General features: G+C 63.5%; 21 protein-coding genes and 1 tRNA gene. 15 read left to right on the top strand and 7 right to left on the bottom strand.

All coding sequences use genetic code 11. The features are described from left to right. Positions 1 to 18 precede the first annotated feature (18 nt). From FFY45_RS05660 to FFY45_RS05710, 11 genes are all read left to right on the top strand, one after another. Positions 19 to 1152 carry an ATP-grasp domain-containing protein gene (locus FFY45_RS05660; RefSeq protein ID WP_306432016.1) on the top strand — a complete coding sequence of 378 codons (1134 nt, stop codon included), beginning with the start codon at positions 19 to 21 and terminating at the stop codon, positions 1150 to 1152. Then, entirely contained in the window at positions 1149 to 1757 is a 609-nt protein-coding gene (locus FFY45_RS05665) for a DUF6624 domain-containing protein (RefSeq protein WP_176339708.1), read from the top strand. Before FFY45_RS05660 ends, FFY45_RS05665 begins: the two co-directional genes overlap by 4 nt. Positions 1758 to 2195: 438 nt before the next feature. Further along, positions 2196 to 3701: a catalase KatB gene (gene katB / locus FFY45_RS05670; RefSeq protein ID WP_176339709.1), complete on the top strand. Its 1506-nt coding sequence runs from the start codon at positions 2196 to 2198 to the stop codon at positions 3699 to 3701. 59 nt (positions 3702 to 3760) lie between these two features. Further along, positions 3761 to 4336 (top strand): ankyrin repeat domain-containing protein, encoded by a 576-nt coding sequence (locus FFY45_RS05675; protein WP_176339710.1) that lies wholly within the window; start codon positions 3761 to 3763, stop codon positions 4334 to 4336. A 739-nt stretch (positions 4337 to 5075) separates the two neighbouring features. Next, positions 5076 to 5300 carry a hypothetical protein gene (locus FFY45_RS05680; RefSeq protein ID WP_006452100.1) on the top strand — a complete coding sequence of 75 codons (225 nt, stop codon included), beginning with the start codon at positions 5076 to 5078 and terminating at the stop codon, positions 5298 to 5300. A 245-nt stretch (positions 5301 to 5545) separates the two neighbouring features. Next, entirely contained in the window at positions 5546 to 6550 is a 1005-nt protein-coding gene (gene dusA, locus FFY45_RS05685; protein ID WP_176339711.1) for a tRNA dihydrouridine(20/20a) synthase DusA, read from the top strand. Positions 6551 to 6924: 374 nt separating this feature from the next. Continuing rightward, entirely contained in the window at positions 6925 to 7191 is a 267-nt protein-coding gene (locus FFY45_RS05690) for a hypothetical protein (protein ID WP_006452098.1), read from the top strand. A 70-nt stretch (positions 7192 to 7261) separates the two neighbouring features. After that, a complete protein-coding gene (locus FFY45_RS05695; protein WP_002808458.1) occupies positions 7262 to 7945 on the top strand; it encodes a response regulator transcription factor in 684 nt (227 codons plus the stop codon). Between the two features lie 74 nt (positions 7946 to 8019). Continuing rightward, a complete protein-coding gene (locus tag FFY45_RS05700; protein ID WP_172839287.1) occupies positions 8020 to 9390 on the top strand; it encodes an ATP-binding protein in 1371 nt (456 codons plus the stop codon). 123 nt (positions 9391 to 9513) lie between these two features. Then, a complete protein-coding gene (locus FFY45_RS05705) occupies positions 9514 to 11106 on the top strand; it encodes a DUF1800 domain-containing protein (RefSeq protein WP_176339712.1) in 1593 nt (530 codons plus the stop codon). 70 nt (positions 11107 to 11176) lie between these two features. Continuing rightward, entirely contained in the window at positions 11177 to 12364 is a 1188-nt protein-coding gene (locus tag FFY45_RS05710) for a DUF1501 domain-containing protein (protein WP_176339713.1), read from the top strand. A 157-nt stretch (positions 12365 to 12521) separates the two neighbouring features. On the opposite strand, the gene FFY45_RS05715 is transcribed toward FFY45_RS05710, so the two are convergent. Together FFY45_RS05715 and FFY45_RS05720 are read right to left on the bottom strand one after the other, a co-directional pair. After that, positions 12522 to 13277, bottom strand: coding sequence for a M90 family metallopeptidase (locus FFY45_RS05715; RefSeq protein ID WP_176339714.1), 756 nt, complete (start codon positions 13275 to 13277; stop codon positions 12522 to 12524). Positions 13278 to 13285: 8 nt separating this feature from the next. Then, positions 13286 to 13600: a hypothetical protein gene (locus tag FFY45_RS05720; protein ID WP_115039388.1), complete on the bottom strand. Its 315-nt coding sequence runs from the start codon at positions 13598 to 13600 to the stop codon at positions 13286 to 13288. 89 nt (positions 13601 to 13689) lie between these two features. Between FFY45_RS05720 and birA the strand changes: the two genes are divergently transcribed. From birA to FFY45_RS05740, 4 genes are all read left to right on the top strand, one after another. Next, on the top strand, positions 13690 to 14655 hold the full coding sequence (birA, locus tag FFY45_RS05725; RefSeq protein WP_176339715.1) for a bifunctional biotin--[acetyl-CoA-carboxylase] ligase/biotin operon repressor BirA: 966 nt from the start codon (positions 13690 to 13692) through the stop codon (positions 14653 to 14655). Beyond that, positions 14652 to 15380 carry a type III pantothenate kinase gene (locus tag FFY45_RS05730; RefSeq protein WP_176339716.1) on the top strand — a complete coding sequence of 243 codons (729 nt, stop codon included), beginning with the start codon at positions 14652 to 14654 and terminating at the stop codon, positions 15378 to 15380. Before birA ends, FFY45_RS05730 begins: the two co-directional genes overlap by 4 nt. A 156-nt stretch (positions 15381 to 15536) precedes the next feature. After that, the gene (locus FFY45_RS05735) at positions 15537 to 16445 is read left to right on the top strand and encodes an SPOR domain-containing protein (RefSeq protein ID WP_176339717.1); all 909 of its coding nucleotides are present in this window, start codon (positions 15537 to 15539) and stop codon (positions 16443 to 16445) included. Between the two features lie 33 nt (positions 16446 to 16478). After that, positions 16479 to 16554, top strand: a tRNA-Thr gene (locus tag FFY45_RS05740). A gap of 351 nt (positions 16555 to 16905) precedes the next feature. Here FFY45_RS05740 and tmk read toward each other — a convergent pair. The 5 genes from tmk to FFY45_RS05765 all read right to left on the bottom strand — a co-directional run bounded on the left by tmk (position 16906) and on the right by FFY45_RS05765 (position 20604). After that, on the bottom strand, positions 16906 to 17589 hold the full coding sequence (tmk, locus tag FFY45_RS05745; RefSeq protein WP_176339718.1) for a dTMP kinase: 684 nt from the start codon (positions 17587 to 17589) through the stop codon (positions 16906 to 16908). Positions 17590 to 18179: 590 nt separating this feature from the next. Continuing rightward, positions 18180 to 18722, bottom strand: coding sequence for a GTP-binding protein (locus FFY45_RS05750; RefSeq protein ID WP_023905534.1), 543 nt, complete (start codon positions 18720 to 18722; stop codon positions 18180 to 18182). Further along, positions 18719 to 19636 (bottom strand): hypothetical protein, encoded by a 918-nt coding sequence (locus FFY45_RS05755; RefSeq protein ID WP_176339719.1) that lies wholly within the window; start codon positions 19634 to 19636, stop codon positions 18719 to 18721. Before FFY45_RS05755 ends, FFY45_RS05750 begins: the two co-directional genes overlap by 4 nt. A 92-nt stretch (positions 19637 to 19728) precedes the next feature. Next, on the bottom strand, positions 19729 to 20088 hold the full coding sequence (locus tag FFY45_RS05760; protein WP_006452081.1) for a roadblock/LC7 domain-containing protein: 360 nt from the start codon (positions 20086 to 20088) through the stop codon (positions 19729 to 19731). Between the two features lie 63 nt (positions 20089 to 20151). Next, the gene (locus tag FFY45_RS05765; protein ID WP_104551767.1) at positions 20152 to 20604 is read right to left on the bottom strand and encodes a roadblock/LC7 domain-containing protein; all 453 of its coding nucleotides are present in this window, start codon (positions 20602 to 20604) and stop codon (positions 20152 to 20154) included. Positions 20605 to 20747 lie beyond the last annotated feature (143 nt).

Below are 20747 nucleotides of genomic sequence, written 5' to 3' on the forward strand. Positions count from 1 at the left end.
GTCCCCCGGCATGGCGACATGCAGATGTCGCCATGCTCCTGTCGCGCTTTGGAATGTGTTGCGTCTATGGATGAAAATATCAGAAATGTGTTGATCGTCGCTCCGCGCAGCGACACGCATGCGTCCACAATTGCCGCGATGATCGCCGCATCGGGACATGCTGTCAGTCTGTTGGATACGGGACAATGGCCGTGTGGTCTCGACAGGTCCTTGCTGTATGGTCCGCAAGCCGTGAGTGTTGTTCGAGATGGTGCTCCGATTGTCTACGATGCGGCGTGGAGCCGCCGTTTGTTGTTCAATAAATCGGCGCCTGCGCATGTCCACGATCAGGATATAAAATTTATCAGGACCGAAGGGTTGCTGTTCGATCTGGGAGCAGTGGCCCTGCTTGCCGCCCGGCATGGTGTGAAGCGCTGGGTCAATGCGCCTCTGGTTGCACTCGCCGCCGATCAGAAGCCGCTGCAACTCGCCGCGGCACTGGCCAGTGGTCTGTTGGTGCCGGAGACCTTGATTAGTCACCGTCCCGACGATATTCATGCCTTTCGGCAAAAACATGCCGACGGTGTCGTCGTCAAGCCGTTCAATGTCGGTGCATGGGCAGATGGTGAGAACTACAGCGTCTCATATGCGACACGTATTTCTCCCCAAGAACAGCTGGCGGATGCGGATCTGCGCGCGTGTCCGACGACCTATCAGCAGGTTATCAGTCATCAAGCGGACCTGCGGGTGGTCTGCATGGGGGGGGAGTACTTCTGCATGCAGATGCGTCATTCCCTGGTGGGTGAGATCGACTATCGCGCTGTCAGGCATAAGACGACCATGCACTACGAGTGGGTGTCTTTGTATCCCGGCTTGCAGGAAAAGCTGGATGTGCTTCGATCGGCATTGGGTATCGACTTCTTCTGCGCGGATTTTGTCGTCCCTATTGCTGGAGGTGAGCCGGTATTTCTTGAGCTCAACCCAGGTGGACAGTTTCTCTATCTGGACGACAAGTCGCCTGGGATGGACATCGCGGGCAAGTTTTGTTCGTTCCTGGTTTACGGGAAAACAAGCAGGTACCAGGAATTTTTACGCTTAGAGAAACAGTCAAAAGCTGCTCAAGGCGGGGTTGGGATCGAGAGCTTTCCAGAGTCGGGGGTTGCGTGCTCATGAAATTTGTGATTTTAGGAATGCTGCTGTGGCAGCTGGCAACAATGGGACATGCCGTTGCCGGAACGGGCCAGAGTGCACAGCCGGACCATCAATCTATGAATGCCGCCTACCGCGAACAATTGTTAGCCCTGGCCGATGCCGATCAGAAGATTCGTCAGCAGATTCGCGGTGCCTTCACGGTGCAACAGCTGCAGGCCAATCAAGGCGCAGCGAAAGAAATGGCAACGCGTCTGGTTGCGTCGCAACGGGAAAACCAAGCTGCCCTATCTTCATTGATTGAGAAATTCGGCTTCCCCCATGTCGCTTTGGTCGGCGAAGACGGTGCGCATGCCGGTTTTCTGGTCGCGCAACACTCCACTGACCGCAAGTTCCGCGATGAGTTCCTGAAGAATATCGAGGTTGCAGCGGCGGGCGGTTCTTACAGCACTGCGGACATGGCATTGTTCGTGGATCGCAATCTGATCATGTCGGGCAAACCGCAACGCTATGGCACCCAGCGCAAGGCAGACGGCAGCCTGTTCGAGCTGGAGGATCCTGCGCGACTAGCGCAGAGAAGGGCAGAAGTCGGCTTGCGGGACGAACAGAGCGGTTCTGGTGGTCTTTGAACCATGAGCGATATCCAAGTAGCGCTGCGATGGCTTCTGATCAACGTAATGGGTCGCGCGTTCATAGTTGTATCGAATGCTTTGCGAGGCCTTGGTTCTTAGGTTTCCACTAGGCGATGACATGGGGTCCGGTGCGTACTTTGCACCGCATGCTGTCGCATGTTCCTAAGTCTGCCAAGCTTTTGCACCGCAGTATTTTTTGCAGTCGCGAATCCAGCGCGTGCTTCGCTGTAAATCAGGCTTCGTCAGCGCATGCATGACACAATCGGCATGATCCTCAACGTGCTGCCACTTTGTAACGCGATGCATATCACGCTACGCAGTCATCATCATGTTCGCCTATCGCAGCGATCATAACTAACGACTTCTCACACTTCGGCCTGCTCGCCATGATTCAGTTCCTCCAAACGAGCTGACGCCATGCGCCCTGGATCCCTCATGGTGCTAGCCCTGCTAGCCCCCACACTGATCGCCCCGCCGGTCTTCGCCCAATCCGTTCTGACCCGCGACAATGGCGCCAAGGTCGGTGACAACCAGAATTCCCAGACTGCCGGCCCGACCGGCCCGGTCTTGCTGCAGGACGTGCAGCTGATTCAGAAGCTGCAGCGCTTCGATCGCGAGCGCACCCCCGAGCGTGTGGTGCATGCCCGCGGCACCGGCGTCAAAGGCGAGTTCACCGCCACTGCCGATCTGTCCAGCCTGACCAAGGCCAAGGTGTTCAGCGCCGGCGAAAAGACCCCGGTGTTCGTGCGCTTCTCTTCGGTGGTGCACGGCAATCACTCGCCGGAAACCTTGCGCGACCCGCACGGCTTCGCCACCAAGTTCTACACCAGCGAAGGCAACTGGGATCTGGTCGGCAACAACTTCCCGACCTTCTTCATCCGCGATGCGATCAAGTTCCCCGACATGGTCCACGCCTTCAAGCCGGATCCGCGCACCAACCTGGATGACGATTCGCGCCGTTTCGATTTCTTCTCGCACGTGCCCGAAGGCACCCGCACGCTGACGCTACTGTATTCCAACGAAGGCACGCCCGCCGGCTATCGCTTCATGGACGGCAATGGCGTGCATGCCTACAAGCTGGTCAATGCGCAAGGCGAAGTGCACTACGTCAAGTTCCATTGGAAGACGCTGCAAGGCATCAAGAACCTCGATCCCAAGCAGGTTGCCGCCGTCCAGTCCAAGGACTACAGCCACCTGACCAACGATCTGGTCGGCGCGATCAAGAAGGGCGACTACCCGAAGTGGGACCTGTACGTGCAGGTGCTCAAGCCGGAAGACCTCGCCAAGTTCGATTTCGATCCGCTGGATGCCACCAAGATCTGGCCGGACGTGCCGGAGCAGAAGGTCGGCCAGATGGTGTTGAACAAGAACGTCGACAACTTCTTCCAGGAGACCGAGCAGGTGGCGATGGCGCCGGCAAATCTGGTGCCAGGCATCGAGCCTTCCGAAGACCGTCTGCTGCAGGGCCGTATCTTTTCCTACGCCGACACCCAGCTGTATCGCATTGGTACCAATGGCCTGAGCCTGCCGGTCAACCGCCCGCGTGTGGCCGTCAATAACGGCAACCAGGATGGCGAAGCCAACACCGGGCACACCACCAGCGGCGTGAACTACGAGCCCAGCCGCCTGGAGCCGCGTCCGCAGGACACCGCTGCGCGTTACAGCGCGTTGCCGCTGTCGGGTACCACCCAGCAGGCCAAGATCACCCGCGAGCAGAACTTCAAGCAGGCCGGTGAGTTGTATCGGTCCTACAGCAAGAAGGATCGTGCCGATCTGGTGCAGAGTTTCGGCGAGTCGCTGGCCACCACCGACACCGAGAGCAAGCATCTGATGCTGTCGTTCCTGTACAAGGCCGACCCCGAGTACGGCACCGGCGTGACCCGTGTCGCCAAGGGCGACCTGGCCCGCGTCAAGCAGCTGGCCTCCAGCCTGCAGGACTGATCCACCCGACGGCATCGCGGCCTGTGCCGCGGTGCCGTTCTCGTTTTCGGGAGAGCCACATGCGCACCCTGCTATTTCTGATGCTTGGCGGCCTGTCTGCGGTTGCCAACGCTGCTTCACCGGCGCCTGTCCCTGCCAATGCCACGAACGCGACCAGCAACCCTGCGCAGATCAAGCTGCAGTTGCGCGAGTATTTTTTCGACGCAGCACGCGAAGGCCGGCAGGACATGCTCGCCGAGTTCATCCGCTCGCATTACGACCTCAACACGCGCGACGAGAAGGGTTACACCGCCTTAATCCTGGCCGCCTATCACGGCCAGCGCCCGGCGGTGGAGCAGTTGCTCAATGCCGGCGCCGACCCCTGCGCGCAGGACAAACGCGGCAACACTGCGCTGATGGGCGCCATCTTCAAGGGCGAGCTGGGCATCGCCAAGCGGTTGATGCAGGCCGATTGTGCCCCGGATCAGCGTAACAATGCCGGACAGACCGCGGCCATGTACGCGGCACTGTTTCAACGCACCGATGTCCTCAAGGATCTGGCTGCCAAGGGCGCAGACCTCAGCCTCAAGGACGGGCAAGGCAACGATGTGACCAAGCTGCAACGCGGCGAGTTCGCCACCGCGCCGGCGCGCTGAGCGCGCCGTTCCTGTCTGCCGGTCGGGTCCTCCTGACGAAGACACGTGGCCCGATGATGCATGCCAGCTCCAGCGATGGGCTCTACCGCCATGGTGTATCGAATAGCACTGCCTCCAGTAGTGAAGACGGATGGCCTGGATGATGCTCAGTCGTTATGCCCGTCGCACCGTGCTCGCACTTGGGACCCCGGTTAGCTAAAGCCGGTAGCTGCCCGCTAGGTGTCGTTGCCATGGCTTATGCAGGCCGGGCAGCGAAGTCCCCCAATCCCGCGCCCCATCGGTAACCCTGCGCGTCCTGCGTCATGGCAGGCCCAGAACCCAGTCAGCGCCCCGACGTGCCGTGACAAGCGCGGTGAGCCGCAACCTGCCGGCTGGCCCCGCTCGGTCGTCCCACATCTGTCACGTCGGTCTCCCGCACCCACCAGGGACTGGGTGCTCGGCTAAAGATCCGCGCATCAATCACAGCTCCCGAAGCCGTCCTTTGGCGGCACCAAGCCGTTCCGTGTCACCCCGCCGGTTTTCTGCCGCGCGTGCGTTGGAACTCTGGCGGTAGTGGTGATTTTTCTGCCAGCACGTCAGGAGTTTTCTGACGTCGAAACCTTTGTGCGCCAAGGCTTTGACATAAATCTGAGCGCGCGCTGACTTGCCTGAAATTCATTGAAAAAAACCGCAAAAAACAGTTCAAGAAAGCGCTGGCAACGCCGATGCTGAAGCTATCGCACCTTGGAACCCCCGGACCATGAAGCTCGATCCTTCCATCCCTTTCCTGATGTCCCTGCTCGCCATGGTGCTGTGCACCGCGACCGCCGTCGTGGCGCTGGTGTTCGGCCAGGTGCATGTTCTCGCCACCTCGTGGAGCTTCTACACCGTGCTGGGCACCGCCCTGATCACGCTGGTCGCCTCCTACCACGCACTCGGCAAGCCGCTGACTGCCGAAGAGCGCGTCGGCTTCCGCAACCCGTAAGTGTCGCTCGCATCCAGGCGAAGCGCGCAATCGCGCTGACGCCAGCATTGGACGCAAGAAATTCCGCTTGTAAGGAATGATTACGCTGTCGAGCGCATGACGCTGCGAACAGCTGATGCTCCAGCAAGATCTGACAGCCAAGAGCTTCGGCATGGCTCATGCGCTGCGGCAGATTCATCGGTGCCCGTGTAAGCTGTTGATCCTGCTCTGCATTCCGATGGCCGCTGACTGCGGCCACCTTGTCGATGACCGCTCCCGCCGATCGCTACACCGCCTCCTTGCGTCTGTCCGTCGCCCCGATGATGGACTGGACCGATCGCCATTGCCGGGTCTTCCATCGCCTGCTGGCACCCTCCGCGCGGCTGTATACCGAGATGGTGCACGCCAACGCGGTGATCCATGGCGATCGCACGCGGCTGATCGGCTTCGATCCGGTCGAGCATCCACTTGCGCTGCAACTGGGCGGCAGTGAACCGGCCCTGCTCGCGCAGGCTGCAGCGATCGCGCAGGAGTGGGGCTACGACGAGATCAACCTCAATTGCGGCTGCCCGTCCGATCGCGTGCAGGCCGGGCGTTTTGGCGCCTGCCTGATGCGCGAGCCGGCGCTGGTGGCCGAGTGCGTTGCCGCTATGTGCGCGGCAACGACGCTGCCGGTCACGATCAAGTGCCGCCTGGGCGTGGACGACGATGACGACTATCTGGTGTTCGCCAGTTTCGTCGATCAAGTCGTCGCGGCCGGCGCTGCCATGGTGGTGGCGCATGCGCGCAACGCCTGGCTCAAGGGCCTGTCGCCCAAGGAAAACCGCGAGGTGCCGTCGCTGCGCTACGACTGGGCCTATCGCCTCAAGCAGGAGCGCCCCCAATTGCCGGTGGTCATCAACGGTGGCATCGCTGCGGTGGACACCGCGCTGGAACACCTGCAACACACCGACGGCGTCATGCTCGGCCGTGCGGCCTACCACGACCCTTACGTGCTGCACTGCCTGGACGCGGCACTGAATCAGCGCCCGGAACAATCGCGCGAGGCATTGCTACGCGCGCTGCAGCCCTATGTAGAGTCCCAGCTGGAGCAAGGGCTGGCGCTGAAGCACATCACCCGACATGTTCTGGGACTCTTCCATGGGCAGCCCGGCGGACGCGCATTCCGCCAGGTGCTGAGCGAGGGCGCACACCGCCCTGGCGCCGGATGGGACCTGGTCGAGCAGGCATTGCAGCGCACCGATACGCACGCCTGGCGCGTTGTCGCCTGAGAGTGGTCCGGCACTTGCATAGCCTGAACCAGCACTTGAACGGCCGCATTTGTTAGCTCACAGCGCGGCAGCCACGACCGCGAGAGCGAGCGCAGGCAAGGCTTTCGGCCTCAAACGGTGTTCATTTCACTGAACCGCGTTAACACGAAGCTAAAAAGTTCAGATCGGATTCACCCCCCAAAATCAAGAATTTGGGTCTATTCTCGGGCTCGACCACGCTGTGACGCATGGCCGGTTTCACGAATTTTGAATGTTCCTGAACAACCCGCTAGGATTCGTTTGTGACCCAGCCGTTCTGCCGCGCTAGCCATATTGCTCTGGTTGCCCTTTGGGTCGCCACGGCAGCGCCGTCGGCATGGTGTCAGGGATATCCGATGGGGCATTCGGGCCGTGAGGCGTTACCGCCCTCAGCCCGCGGCAACGGGCGCACGCTGTCGGACACCATTCGGCAGGTGCAGCGGTCCACCGGTGGACAGATCCTTAGCGCCGAACGTGTGCCGTTCGACGGTGGCAATCTCAACCGGGTCAAGTACATGTTGGATGGGCGCGTGCACACCGTGTACGAATCGGAACAGATGCAGCCCCCGCCGCCGCGTCGCCCGGCGCCGCCAGATGCGCCACCACGCGACGATAACCAGTAAACGTAGATAGTTCTGCGTTCAGTCTCATAAATTCCCCGGCACCCGCCGACAACGTAACTAGGGAGAGTGCATGCGTATCCTTTTGGTCGAAGACGAAGCTCCGCTGCGCGAGACACTTGCCGCGCGCCTGAAGCGTGAAGGCTTTGCTGTCGACGCTGCACAAGATGGCGAAGAAGGTCTGTACATGGGCCGCGAAGTGCCGTTCGACGTCGGCATCATCGACCTTGGCCTGCCCAAGATGTCAGGCATGGAGCTGATCAAGGCGCTGCGCGACGAGGGCAAGAAATTCCCGGTGCTGATCCTGACCGCGCGTTCGAGCTGGCAGGACAAGGTCGAAGGCCTCAAGCAGGGCGCCGACGATTACCTGGTGAAGCCGTTTCATGTCGAAGAGCTGCTGGCGCGCGTCAACGCGTTGCTGCGGCGCGCGGCAGGCTGGAGCAAGCCGACCCTGGAGTGCGGCCCGGTCGCTCTGGATCTGGCAGCGCAGACGGTGAGCGTCAACGGCGCCAATGTCGATCTGACCAGCTACGAGTACAAGGTGCTCGAGTACCTGATGATGCATGCCGGCGAACTGGTCTCCAAGGCCGATCTGACCGAACACATCTATCAGCAGGATTTCGATCGCGATTCGAACGTGCTGGAAGTGTTTATCGGCCGCCTGCGCAAGAAGCTCGATCCCGACGGTGAGCTCAAGCCGATCGAGACCGTGCGTGGTCGTGGCTACCGCTTCGCCATCCCGCGTACCGAAGGCTGAGTCCGCGCGTCGGCAAACAGGAAGATAGGGTGTCGGTGCGCTCCAAGTGGTACAAACGCTGGCGGCCGCGCTCCCTGCAGGCGCGCCAGCTGTTGGCTGCCAGCCTAAGTCTGGTGGCCTTCCTGGCGCTGGCAGGCTATGCGCTGGATGTGGCGTTCGCCGACACTGCCGAAAAGAATCTGCGCGAGCGGCTGAAGAATTACGCCTCGGCGTATGCCGCCAATATCGATTTCGTTCGCGATGGTTCGCTGTACATCGGCGGGCAACCGCCCGATCCGCGTTTCGACGTGCCCGGCGGCGGGCTGTATGTCGAAGTCGTGCGCCCGGATGAGAGCTGGACGTCGATGTCGGCCGAGGGCCCCAACATTCCGCACGGGCGCATGCTCGAGCCGCGCCAGGAAGAGTTCATCGGCCCGCTGGAGATGACCCAGATCGACGGCAGTCTGGGCGAGCTGTACCGCTATGGCCTGGGCGTGAGCTATGTCGAACGCGAACACGGCGGCGAGATTCCGTACACCATCTACGTGATGGAAGACGCGCGCTCGATGGGCGCGCAATTGCGCGTGTTCCGGGGCGCGGTATGGTTCTATCTTGGTAGTGCCGGCGTGGTGCTGTTGGTGCTGCAGGCCTTCATTCTGCAGTGGAGCCTGCGACCGCTGCGGCGGGTCATCAACGAGTTGACCAAGGTGCAGCGCGGGGAAATCCAGCGCATGAGCGAGCAGCATCCGCGCGAACTGGAGCCGCTGACCGAAAGCATCAACGCCTTTATCGAAAGCGAGCGCGACAACCTGGATCGTCAGCGCAATACGCTTGCCGATCTGGCACACAGCCTCAAGACGCCGATCGCCGTGTTGCGCACCCAACTGGACAGCGGTCAGTCCGAGCGCGATCTGCACGAGGAAATGGACGTGCAGCTGCGGCGCATGAACGACCTGGTGTCTTACCAACTCGCACGTGCGGCTTCCAGCGGGCACAAGCTGTTTGCCGCGCCGTTGCCGATCGAGTCGACCGCCGAAGAAATCGTGCGCGGGCTGGAGAAGGTGTATTCGGTCAAAGGCGTGCTGTGCGAATTCGATATTTCGCCTGAAGCGCGTTTTCATGGTGAGCCGGGCGATCTGCAGGAGCTGCTTGGCAATCTGCTGGAAAACGGCTTCAAGTGGGCGCGCAGCCGTGTGCTGCTGACTGCGCAGCCAGGTCCCACCACCGGGAGCCGCCGCGCCGGATTGATCCTGTCGGTGGAAGACGATGGCCCCGGCATCGCGCCGGAAGATGTGGCCAAGATTCTGCAACGTGGCGTGCGCGGCGACGAACGCGTGCAAGGCCACGGCATCGGCATGTCGATCGTGCAGGACCTGATCAAGGCCTACCGCGGCGAATTGCAGGTGGTGCGCTCGCAGGAACTGGGCGGCGCCCGCTTCGATGTGACCTTGCCGCCGGGACTGTGACCGGCATGCGCTGCGGGATGAACCCGTGGCCAATGTCGCGCCACGCTCCGACAACCGTTTAACGCCTCACGCGTTGGCTTGACCATACTGGGCCGGTTGCAGGCCGTTGCGATGGAGAACTGCATGTTCGAGCGCGTTGCACAGGCACGGTGGGTCACTGCACTTTCCGTCCGGACACGTCGACAGCGCAGATGGCGCGTGCCGTTGCTGTTGGCGGGCTGCGTCGTCGTGCTGTCGTGCAGTGCCGCCGAAGCGCCATTGACGCCAGCACAGACACGCTGGTTGCAGCGTGCCACCTACGGCGTGGATGCCGATAGCGCGGCGCAGCTGCAGCGGCTCGGCCCCAAGCGCTACGGCGCACTGCTATTGCAAGCCAGCGACGATGCCGCATTGCCAGCGCCGGTGCGTGCACAACTGCAGCAGTTCGATGCGCTGCACACGCCATTGGTGACCTTGCTGACGCAATACGAGGCCGACAAGATACGTCTGCAAACGCTGCCCGACGGCGATGAGAAGGCTGCCTTGCGCAAGGCCTGGCAGGCGCGTGGCGGTCAGATGCTGACCCAGGCGCGTCAGGCGCAATTGCTGCGTGCGGTGTATGCGCCGGCGCAGCTGCGTGAGCAGTTGGTGTGGTTCTGGCTCAATCACTTCAGCGTGTACGCCGACAAGGGGCGCGTGAAATGGATGGCGGCCGACTACATGGAAAACGCGATTCGTCCGCATGCCACCGGCAAGTTTGCCGACCTGGTGATGGCGACGCTGGAAAGCCCGGCGATGCTGGAATATCTGGACAACGCCAAGAATGCCAAAGGCAAGCTCAACGAAAACTACGCGCGCGAATTGATGGAGTTGCACACGCTGGGCGTGCATGGCGGCTACAGCCAGCAGGATGTGCAGCAACTGGCGCTGATACTGACCGGTGCCGGTCTGGTACCGATTAAGGCCGAAGGCGCGCCGCCAGTACCAACTGCTGCAACAACGGGGCAGGCGCAGGTGGTGCGCAAGGGCCTGTTCGAATTCAATCCCGCGCGGCATCAACCCGGCGACAAGATCTTGCTGGGCCAGCGCATCGCCGCTGGCGGTCTGGATGAGATCGAACGTGCAGTGCAGCTGTTGGTACGGCAACCGGCGTGCGCGCAGTTTGTGTCGCAGCGCCTGGCCGAATATTTCGTCAGCGACAAGCCGCCGGCCGCACTGGTCGTGCGCATGGCAAAGACCTTCCAACGCAGCGATGGCGACATCGCCAAGGTGATGCAGGCCATGCTGGACGCGCCGGAATTTGCGCAGGCGCAACCGCGCAAGTTCAAGGATCCGAATCGGTTTGTGGTCTCGGCGATGCGGCTGGCGTACGAGGGTCAACCGGTGGTCAACGCCGCGCCGATGGTGAGCTGGGTGCAGCAACTCGGCGAGCCGGTGTTCGGGCGCATCACACCCGATGGGTGGTCGTTGCAATCGCAGGCGTGGACCAGCTCCGGGCAGCTGGCGCGACGCTTCGAGGTGGCGCGTTCGCTGGGCGCAGGACCCAAGCAACTGTTTCGCTTCGATGGCGATAACGACACCCCAATTCCTGTGCTGACGCAGATCGATACGCGTCCATCGTATCGCTGGGTTGCGCCGTCGCTTTCCGGCGGCACGCGTGAGGCGTTGAGCCAGGCGCGTTCGCCGGTGGAGTGGAATGGGTTTTTGCTGTCATCGCCGGAATTCAACTATCGCTGATCTAGCGGCCGCTGATTCAACGACTGCTGATTCAATCATCGCCGAACGCTCATCCCCGCAGGAGTGCACCATGCAACGACGTCAATTTCTGCTTGCCTCTGCAGCGGCCGCGAGTCTGCCGTGGAGCGGTCGTCTGTTTGCCGCGCCACGCGACAGTGCGCGCATGCTGGTGGTGTTTCTGCGTGGCGGCTACGACAGCAATAATCTGTTGGTGCCGCATGCCAGCGATTTTTATTATCAGGCGCGCCCGACCCTGGCGATTGCGCGGCCGGATGCGGCCAATCCGAAGAGCGCCGTTGCGTTGGATGCGCAATGGGGTCTCAACCCGGTGATGCGCGATGCGCTGCTGCCGCTCTGGCAACGCAAGCAACTGGCCTTCGTGCCGTTTGCCGGCACCGACGATCTGTCGCGCAGCCACTTCGAAACCCAGGACGATATCGAATCCGGCCAGGCCGGCCGGCAGCGCCGCGATTATCGGTCCGGTTTCATGGCGCGCCTGTCGGGCGTGCTCAGCGGGGTGCCGGCGATTGCGTTTACCGATTCGTTGCCGCTGACATTTCAAGGCGGCGGCGATTTGCCCAATGTGTCGTTGCGTGGGATCGGCAAAGGCGGTCTGGATGCGCGGCAGGCGCAGATCCTGTCGCAGATGTACGACGCAACGCCGCTTGCGGCAGCCGCGCGCGAAGGTCTGGCGTTGCGTCAGCAGGTGACCGCGCAGCTGCGCGAAGAGATGGAGCAGGCCGGCCGCGGCGCTGCCAGTGCGCGCACTTTTGCCGACGAAACCCGGCGCATGGCGAGCCTGATGCGCGACCAGTACCGGCTGGGATTCGTCGATGTCGGCGGCTGGGATACACATGCCAACCAGGGCAGTGTCGAAGGTGGGTTGGCCAATAATCTGCGTAATCTCGGCGAAGGGCTGGCGGCATACGCCGATGCCTTGGGGCCGGCATGGAAGGACACCGTGGTGGTGGTGCTCTCCGAGTTTGGCCGCACCTTTCGTGAGAACGGCAGCAAGGGTACCGATCACGGGCACGGCACCACGTATTGGGTGCTGGGTGGCGGCGTGCAGGGTGGTCGTATCGCTGGCGAGCAGGTCGCGGTCGAACAAACGCAGCTGCTGCAGAATCGCGATTACCCGGTGCTTACCAATTACCGCAGTCTGTTCGGCGGTCTATTGAGTCGATTGTGGGGGCTGTCGCCAGCGCAGTTGGAGCGGGTGTTTCCCGGCGCCAGGCCGCGCGATCTTGGGTTGGTTTGAGTGCGTTGCAGCGTGCTGTTGAAATCAGCAGTGCCGAGCGGGCACTTGGACGACATTGCGCAGCGGTGTTTTCAATTCGGCTAAGCGTGTGCGAGCAACGCGCGCGAAGCGGTTGCATGACAACCATCGCAAGCAACGCATTGTTGCCACCACACCATCAGCGCTGCGCTGAAGAAGCAAACGGCGAAGGCCCATAAAAACGCGTCAACTGCGCAGCGACATCCGGCATGACGCGCGCGACCACTTGCGGTGCGGAGAAGTGATATTCGCTGACCACCGCGAAGAATTCTTCCGGTGCCTCGGCGGCATACGGATCGATCTCGGTGTCTTCGCCTGCATCCACGCGTTGGCAGAACGCATCGAAGGCCTGCTGAAAATTGCGTGCCCAGGCGCGCTGTGCATCGCGCGGCAGCGGTGGTGTGCCGTCGAGTGCGCCATCGAGTGCATCGAGCTTGTGCGCCATCTCGTGCACGATCACGTTGAAGCCGGCCTGCGGGTCTTCCAGATCGGCCTGCACATCGGCCCAGCTGACGATCAGCGGGCCTTGCTCCCAGGATTCGCCGATCAGGGTGTCGTCCCAGGCATGCATCACCCCTGCCGCATCCACATGCGTGCGCTGCACGCGGAACGCGTCCGGGTAGACGATCAGTTGCGACCAGCCGCGCCAGCCCACCGCACCGATTTCCAGCAGCGGCAAGCAGCAGGTAGCCGCCAGCAGCACATGATCGTGCGGATGCAGCTGCAAACCATCGACCGGAGAAATGGTTTTTTGCTGCAGGAACTGCGCGGCCAGCGCGCGCAGACGGTGTTGGCGGGGCGGATCGAGCGCGGCGACCCAGGCGCAGCCGCTGCAGACCGGCAGCCATAACGCATCAGGAATATCGATGGGCGGCTGGCGCAGCCAGCGCGACAACCACTGGATCAGCGGAACATGCCCGGCAGAAAACTGTGCCAGCGCGGCATCGTGCGCATGCGTGGGAAAAGCGCGTCGCCATCGCTACCGCCGCCGCCGGTAGCCGGCGTGGGCTTGTGCGCGGGAGCGCGTGCCGGTGCAGCGGCCTCTCCATTGGGCGTCCTGCCGCGCGCAGCCGAATTGGTGCTGACGCAGCTCTCATGGTCGCCATCGACCAGTTGGTCCGATGCCAGCGCGGCAAGCGGAGCCAATAACAGGAGCAGGCAAACCGTGATTCGGCGCATCGTCCACATCCAGGGCAAGCGGCGTGAGTTGGCGATCATAACGCGCTTTTCACTCCCTCACGCAAGCCGTGCTGGGCGCCCGGGTGGGCTTGGCGCATACTTTCACGGATCGATTTGGGGACCTTGCCGTGGATGACCGCGCGTTGCTGGCCAAACTTGCGAGCGGCCGGCTATCCGGCGATGCGCTGGCGCGCGATGCCGGGTTGACCCGCGCGGCAGTGTGGAAGCGCATTCAAAATTTGCGCGCAGCCGGGGTCGACATCGAAGGGCGGGCCGGTGACGGCTACCGCCTGGCGGCGCCGCTGGATCTGCTGGACGCCGCGCGGATTCGTGCGGCCATGTCCACAGATGCGCTGGCGGGCCTGGCTGCACTCGATGTCGCCTGGACGCTGGAATCCACCAACACCAGCTTGCTGGCGCGTGCGGCGCCGGAGCAGGGCGTGGCGGTGCTGCTGGCCGAGCGTCAGACCGGGGGGCGCGGCCGTCGCGGCCGTCAATGGACCTCGCCGCTGGGTGCGCATATCTATCTGTCGGCCTCGCGCCGCTTCAGCGGTGGGTTGGGCCAACTGGCCGGGCTGAGTCTGGCGGTGGGTGTGGCGGTGGCCGAAGCCTTGCGCGGTTGCGGGTTTGCCGATGTCGGGCTGAAGTGGCCCAACGACCTGCTGGCGCGCGAGCGCAAGCTGGGCGGCCTGTTGATCGAAGGCGGCGGCGAAATGGCCGGCAACGCGCGTGCGGTGATCGGGCTGGGCTTGAACGTGCACATGCCGGGCGCAGCCGCCGTTGCGATCGACCAGCCATGGGTGGATCTGGATACGCTGGCTGGCCGTGCGGTGTCGCGCGATACCGTGGTGGCGGCGGTGTTGTCCGGGTTGCTGCCGGCGCTGGATCTGTTCGAGGCACAGGGGCTGGCTCCGTTCCTGCGTCGCTATGCGGCCTTGGACGTGTTGTGTGGCCGCGCGGTACAGGTCGAAGAGGCTGGCAACCGGCATCACGGCGTTGCGCTTGGCCTGGCTGCCGACGGCGCGTTGCGGGTGCAATTGGGCGAGACGGTGCGCCTGTTCCACTCCGGAGAAGTGAGCGTGAGACCTGCATGAGCGAGTGGTTGTTCGATCTGGGAAATTCGCGGTTCAAGTACGCCCTGCTACAGGGCGATCGCGCCGGCGATGTGCAGGCGTGGCCGCACGGCGCCGAGGCGATGGATGCGGCCGCACTGTCGGCGCTGCCGACCGGGCGCATCGCGCATGTGGCCAGCGTTGCTGCGCCGGCGTTGACGCAGCGCATGCTCGCCTGCCTGCACGAGCGCTTCGAGCAGGTGCGGATCGTGCGTACTGCGGCCGAGTGCGCCGGTATCCGCATTGCGTATGCGGACCCGAGCCGCTTCGGCGTGGATCGCTTTCTGGCGCTGCTCGGCGCGCGTGGCGAGGCACCGGTGCTGGTGGCCGGCGTGGGCACTGCGCTGACCATCGATCTGCTTGGGGCCGATGGGCAGCATCATGGCGGGCGTATCGCCGCCTCGCCGACCACCATGCGCGAAGCGCTGCATGCGCGCGCGGTGCAGTTGCCGGCCAGCGGCGGCGAGTATGTCGAGCTGGCCAACGATACAGACGACGCGCTGACCTCCGGCTGCGATGGTGCGGCGGTGGCGCTGATCGAGCGCAGCCTGCAGCACGCGCAACGCAGCCTCGGCATGCCGGTGCGCCTGCTGGTGCACGGCGGTGGTGCGCCACCGTTGCTGCCGTTGTTGCCGGATGCCACCTTCCGTGCTGCGCTGGTGCTGGATGGGTTGGCGATCTGGGCGAGGTCTGCGCCGGCCCCCTGAGGGCGGTGATCGAAACGACGCGCAGCCGCCAGGTGGGTGGCCGGTGCTCGGCATCGGGATGTTGCGCTCGTACACTGGGGTCACTGGCTGCCTGCCGCTCGCGCCGAGTCGTCGAGTTCTCGCCAGCGGTTATCGGCCACTCTTAGAATCCATTGCATGTATGTACGCGCGCTCATCGTTGTCTTGATCGTCCTTAATGCCGGCGTGGCGTTGTGGTGGGCCCTGCAGCCAGCGCCGGCAGCAGTGGCTGCTCCCGCGCAGCCGGCGGGTGTGGCGCGGTTGGAGGTGTTGCCGAACATCGCAACAGGCGCGGCGGCTGCGATATCGGGAGAGGTAGCAACAGCAGCTCCAGACGCTGTGCCGGCAGCAACATCGGTTGCATCGGCATCGGCATCGGCATCGGCAGCAGTACCGGCAGCAGTACCGGCTCAGACATCAACGGAACAAGCGGCGGCGGCCGCTTCGACAGCTGCGGCTACCACCGCCGTGGCCGAAACATTGCCAGTACCGTCCGAAATTGCGGCCACAACCAAGGTCGCTCCGAAACCGGCCGAGGTTGCTGTGGCGGCTGCACCAAAGACATCGCCAACGGTGCCGACTCCCGCAGCCGTTCCAGAGCGCTGCGCCAGCCTGGGCCCCTATCCGGCACGCGCCGACGCCGATGCCGCGCTGGCACGCATTCGTAGTCAAGCCACGCGCAGCAGCGTGCGCGAGGACAAGGACGCCGGGGTCAGCACGTTCCGGGTGATGCTGCCCAGCGTGGGCGATCGCGCCGCGGCGCAGGCGTTGGTCAAGCGCATCGCTGCGGCTGGCATCGGCGACTACTACGTGATTGCGCAAGGCGAGGACAACTCCGTCGCGCTGGGCCAATACCAGAGCCGCGAGCGCGCCGAGCGGCGTCAGGCGAGCCTGGTGAGTGCGGGGTTTCCCGCGCAGCTGATGCCCAGCGGCACCGGGCAATCGCGCTGGTGGATCGATGTGCGTAGTGCCTTGGCACCCACTGCGTTGCAGGGCGCCGCGGGTGCAACGCGTCAACGATCGCTAGATTGCGCCGCGCTGCGCTAGAATGCGCACCGGCGCGCAATGCGCTTGGCCTTTGCCGGCATAGCTCAGTTGGTAGAGCAACCGCCTTGTAAGCGGTAGGTCCCCAGTTCGAATCCGGGTGCCGGCACCATCTCCGATCCACGCGTACGTGGAAATACCTGTCTGGCTGTGCTGCTGTTCGGGCGCGTTTTCTGTGCCTGGAATTTCCACTGCAACCGATTGCCACGCACGGTGGTTGTGCGGGCCAACGCGACATCTCTCTATCGGAATATTGGTTCCTTTATGAGGCGAAGCGCTTGGTGAAGGAGCGGTTTCGTCGGGAATTGTGGCTGGCCGTACCCTCACCCCAACCCCTCTCCCGGGGGGAGAGGGGCTTTGAATCAGCTTGCGCTGGTGGTGTACGGGTAGGTTGCTTGTAGCTTGTAACTTCTAAATTGGGTCGCGCAGTGTTGTGATCGCGCGCGTAAGGGCGCGCAGCAGATCAGGCCGGGCGACCGGCCGATAGCAGTTTCAGGACGGCCCTTTCTGCATCGGTGTGCGCAGCGTCGCCGCTCAGCCGTTCGGCCAGTGCGGCAACGACGATAGCGTGGGCTTGGCGTAGCACGCTGTCTGCATCTGCGCTGGCGTCCACCACGTGTTTGCCTGGCAATTGCAGGGCATTGAAGATGGTGCGGCAGCGTTCCAGGTTGTCCTGGGTTTCGAAGTGGTTGGGGGCGTCGCCGCGGGCGCGGATGCGCGCCAGGCCGGTGGGCGGTGGCAGGTCGAGCAGCAGCAGCACGTCCGGGCGCGGTGCGAAGGCGTTGCGTTCCAGCAGCGCGTCCAGCGGCAGGCCGGCGGCACCCTGGTAGGCAACCATCGACGGAAAGTAGCGGTCCAGGATCACGATGTCGCCGCGTGCCAATGCGGGCGCGATGAGGGTGTCCACATGTTCGTGGCGGTCGCGGATCAGCAGCTCGGCTTCTTCGTCCGCGCTCAGGCGGCCGGTGGCGGCGGACTGACGCAACTTGGTGCCCCAGGGGCCGTTGGTCGGCTCCTTGCTCAGTACGACGCGGGCGCCGGCCGCTTCCAGTGTGGTGGCCAGGCTGCGGGCGAGGGTGGTCTTGCCGGCGCCGTCGATGCCTTCGATCGCGATCAACAAGCCGCCGGGCTTCAGTTCGATTGTCATCGCGCTACTTTATCCGATCGTGGCGATAGGTCAGTACTGCGGCAGCGTCTTTGCGGCGCGCTGCAGTTGTCGATTCTGGCGGGTCAGGTTGCCGCCGCGGGCAGTGACGCTGCCGTGCGCCGAAGCGCGCGTCGAGATTGCTTGATGTCTGCCTGTTCGACGAGTTGCCGTGCAACAGCAGCAGCAAGACAGTCGCTAGCTACTGGCTACGCGGTGTGCGGTCACCACAGATGGGTGCGCCACTTGGCAGCCAGGCACCCAACTACGCGCGTAAGCCGCATGGTGCCGCGACGGCTTGGCTGCCCATCGCCACCGCTATTGCCGACGCGATATCACGGGTATGTCCTGCGCGATGTCGGGAACGTCCCGATGTCCTGGCTTTTGATCGCGCGCCATACTGAACAAGTCAGGCAAAGCGCTCGAATGTATGACGTTCGCGTCGTGTGTCTGGCATCAAGGAAGATGGACGCGTCGCCGCCACCCTAGAGGCGGCATCCCCCGCGTGACGCCCTTTCAGGCACCGTCGTGACCGGATTCCTTGTTTTGTCTTGCGTGTCGATCACGCAGGTACGCGCGCCAGGCGCTGCCGATCAGCTGTGCGCCGAGGTGTAGCGATAGGACAGCAGCGATTTCACCAGAAAGGTGATCTGGGTGGCCGAGCGCGCATCCACGCGCATGACCGGGATGCGGAAGCCTTCGGCAACCAGTGCATCGCGGAACGGCGGCAGCAGAAAGTCCTGCATTTCGTCGGTCATGGTGATGCCCACCGCCAGGCTGGCCTCGGGTGCGATCTGCGAAAATTCGCGCAGCAACGCCAGCGTGGCCTCGAGCATCTGCGGATCGCGCGCGCTGGTCAGCACGATCACGCCCAGTGCGCCGTCGCAAACCAGTGGCCACATGAAATCCAGGTATTTCTGGCCCGGCACGCCGTACACGTGCAGCAACTCGCCGTCTTCCAGCTCGATCGAGCTGTAGTCCAGCGCCACCGTGGTGTAGGTCTTGTCGCCGTAGGCATCCTGGCTGAGCGGCATCTCGGTGCTGACCGGCTCCACGTCGGAAATGGCGCGCACTGCCGTGGTCTTGCCGGCGCCCATGCCGCCAACGAACACCAGTTTGTTGGCCGGAAGACTCATGACTGCGCCTGAAAAAGAGAGAGGCCAAACCGACGTGCGACCCAGGAGAAGAACCGGGAGTTGCTGCTGTCCGGACGAGTCTGCGTTGCAGGCACGGCAATCTCCGCAGTCTGGGCAAGGCCACTGGCAAGTGCAGCGGCGAACAGGCATTCCACCGTTTGCAGCGGCAGCTTGCAAGCGTTGGCCAGCGCCTGCGCGCGCCACGGACGCGCGTGCAGGTGGGCGATGGCTAGCAACTGTGCGGGCGAGCTGGTTTCGGCACTCAGCTCTGGCCATTGGCGCAGTTGCAGCGCATGGCTGGGGTCCACCGCCGGCAGCGCGGGGCGCAGATGCTCGGGCAGGGCGAAATACAGCGCTTCGAACGAGATGCGTTGCGTCAGTGCGGCATCAGTTGTGTCTGGTGCGACCTGCCAACCGGGGCGATCCAGTGCGGCGACCAATTCGGATAACGGCAGGCCGGGTGCAAGTTGCACGCAGGCATTGGCCGGATCTACACGGACGTGCAGCTGCGCGTGGCGTACCAGCACTGCAGCGTTGCCGAATTCACCGCGGCAATGGCGGATCAGCAGCGCCGGTTCGGCGATCTGCACGTTATGCGGCGAGGACAGCAGCAGACGCAGGTGTTCGTTGAGTTCACGCACGGTGGCGCCGTGCTTGATCCATGCGCCGGCGACCGGTGTGCGCGACACCACCAGCACGCGCATCGGCTGGCCTTGCAGCGCCTGCCATGCGGCCAGGCCGTCGGCGCTTTCCAGACCCAGTACCACCACGTCGGCGGCATGTTGCGGCCATTGCCCCAACTGCACGTCGACGCGCTCGGCCAGCAGCAGCGAGCACGCCAGTTTCAGGCGCGTGGTGTGCAGCAGGTCCAGGCCGGCCGTGGCGACCCGCAGGGCGTGAATGGGTATGGTCATGACGTGGCGCCGTATCGGCGCGTTGGAGTGCGACGCCTGCCGGTGCAGACCGGCAGGCCGGGCAGGCGACGCGCGTGCGCCGCCAGTTGGCATCAACCGAAGTCGAGGGTCTTTTCGAACGCCTTGAGCTCGTGACGGGCCATCGCCAGATTGGCCTTGGCGCGGTCCAGCACCACATACAAGAACAGCGTGCCGTTGCTCTCCAGCGGACGCAGCAGGTGGTACTGGCGGGCCAGGGTGATCAGGATGTCTTCGATGGTGTCGTTCAGACCGAGCTGCTCGGCGATGCGACGTTTGGCGCGCACCACTTCGGTATTGCCGGCGGCGGCCAGTTCCAGATTGAGATCGGTGCCGCCGGTCATGCCCAGTGCCATGCCGCTGTCGCTATCGACCAGCGCGGCGCCGACGAAACCGGCGATTGAATGCAGGTGTTCCAGATTGAGTTGTGCCACGGGACGTCCTTACAAGCGGTGAGTAATGAGTGCGCGAAAGGCAAGCACGAACAATGCCAAGCCTCAGGTCGCTGGTTGCGCCATGGCCTTGGCCAGACGGCCGGCGCAGTCGCGTGCGTTGAACAACAGTGCGGCGGCATTGATCTGCGGGCCGCCAATTGCCGTGAGCGTCAGCGGTTTGTCGGCGCGAATGCGGATCAGCACCAGCTGGCCGCCACGGGTGCTGACGGTGGCGTAATCGGCTTCGCTCAGGCTGGATTCGCGCGCCAGGGTCTCGCCCAGGGTCAGAAACGAATTGGCCATCGCCGCCAGACGGCGACCGTCGACATCCAGACTGGATTGCTCGGTAATGGCGCGCCCGTCGGCAGTGGACAGCATCAACAAACGGATGCCCGGCTCACGCTCGATGGTCTGCGCGAACTCGCGGCCGATGCGCTGCAGGTCGTACTGATGCGACGCCCGCGCGACCTCGCCCACGGCAGCCTTGACGACCTGGTTGACGGCGTTATGCGGCATGAACTTCTCCCCTGTACAAAACGCGCTGCGCGATGAAAAAACCTGTCGATGGCACTGAGGTCCCGCGTTGGCGGGCGAACAGTGGCATCGGCATCTTCAGCCATGGTCTAACTGTGCGGTCAGGCAGGCGCATTCCGCAAAGC

Source organism: Xanthomonas hortorum (assembly GCF_011305375.1).
In the GTDB taxonomy this organism is placed as follows: Bacteria; Pseudomonadota; Gammaproteobacteria; order Xanthomonadales; family Xanthomonadaceae; genus Xanthomonas; species Xanthomonas hortorum_E.

Excerpts from the sequence above, each read along its gene's own strand:
- FFY45_RS05660 (WP_306432016.1), top strand. The coding sequence starts at position 19 with ATGCAGATGTCGCCATGCTCCTGTCGCGCTTTGGAATGTGTTGCGTCT.
- FFY45_RS05665 (WP_176339708.1), top strand. The coding sequence starts at position 1,149 with ATGAAATTTGTGATTTTAGGAATGCTGCTGTGGCAGCTGGCAACAATG.
- katB (WP_176339709.1), top strand. The coding sequence starts at position 2,196 with ATGGTGCTAGCCCTGCTAGCCCCCACACTGATCGCCCCGCCGGTCTTC.
- FFY45_RS05675 (WP_176339710.1), top strand. The coding sequence starts at position 3,761 with ATGCGCACCCTGCTATTTCTGATGCTTGGCGGCCTGTCTGCGGTTGCC.
- FFY45_RS05680 (WP_006452100.1), top strand. The coding sequence starts at position 5,076 with ATGAAGCTCGATCCTTCCATCCCTTTCCTGATGTCCCTGCTCGCCATG.
- dusA (WP_176339711.1), top strand. The coding sequence starts at position 5,546 with ATGACCGCTCCCGCCGATCGCTACACCGCCTCCTTGCGTCTGTCCGTC.
- FFY45_RS05690 (WP_006452098.1), top strand. The coding sequence starts at position 6,925 with ATGGGGCATTCGGGCCGTGAGGCGTTACCGCCCTCAGCCCGCGGCAAC.
- FFY45_RS05695 (WP_002808458.1), top strand. The coding sequence starts at position 7,262 with ATGCGTATCCTTTTGGTCGAAGACGAAGCTCCGCTGCGCGAGACACTT.
- FFY45_RS05705 (WP_176339712.1), top strand. The coding sequence starts at position 9,514 with ATGTTCGAGCGCGTTGCACAGGCACGGTGGGTCACTGCACTTTCCGTC.
- FFY45_RS05710 (WP_176339713.1), top strand. The coding sequence starts at position 11,177 with ATGCAACGACGTCAATTTCTGCTTGCCTCTGCAGCGGCCGCGAGTCTG.
- FFY45_RS05720 (WP_115039388.1), bottom strand. The coding sequence starts at position 13,600 with ATGATCGCCAACTCACGCCGCTTGCCCTGGATGTGGACGATGCGCCGA.
- FFY45_RS05730 (WP_176339716.1), top strand. The coding sequence starts at position 14,652 with ATGAGCGAGTGGTTGTTCGATCTGGGAAATTCGCGGTTCAAGTACGCC.
- FFY45_RS05735 (WP_176339717.1), top strand. The coding sequence starts at position 15,537 with ATGTATGTACGCGCGCTCATCGTTGTCTTGATCGTCCTTAATGCCGGC.
- tmk (WP_176339718.1), bottom strand. The coding sequence starts at position 17,589 with ATGACAATCGAACTGAAGCCCGGCGGCTTGTTGATCGCGATCGAAGGC.
- FFY45_RS05750 (WP_023905534.1), bottom strand. The coding sequence starts at position 18,722 with ATGAGTCTTCCGGCCAACAAACTGGTGTTCGTTGGCGGCATGGGCGCC.
- FFY45_RS05755 (WP_176339719.1), bottom strand. The coding sequence starts at position 19,636 with ATGACCATACCCATTCACGCCCTGCGGGTCGCCACGGCCGGCCTGGAC.
- FFY45_RS05765 (WP_104551767.1), bottom strand. The coding sequence starts at position 20,604 with ATGCCGCATAACGCCGTCAACCAGGTCGTCAAGGCTGCCGTGGGCGAG.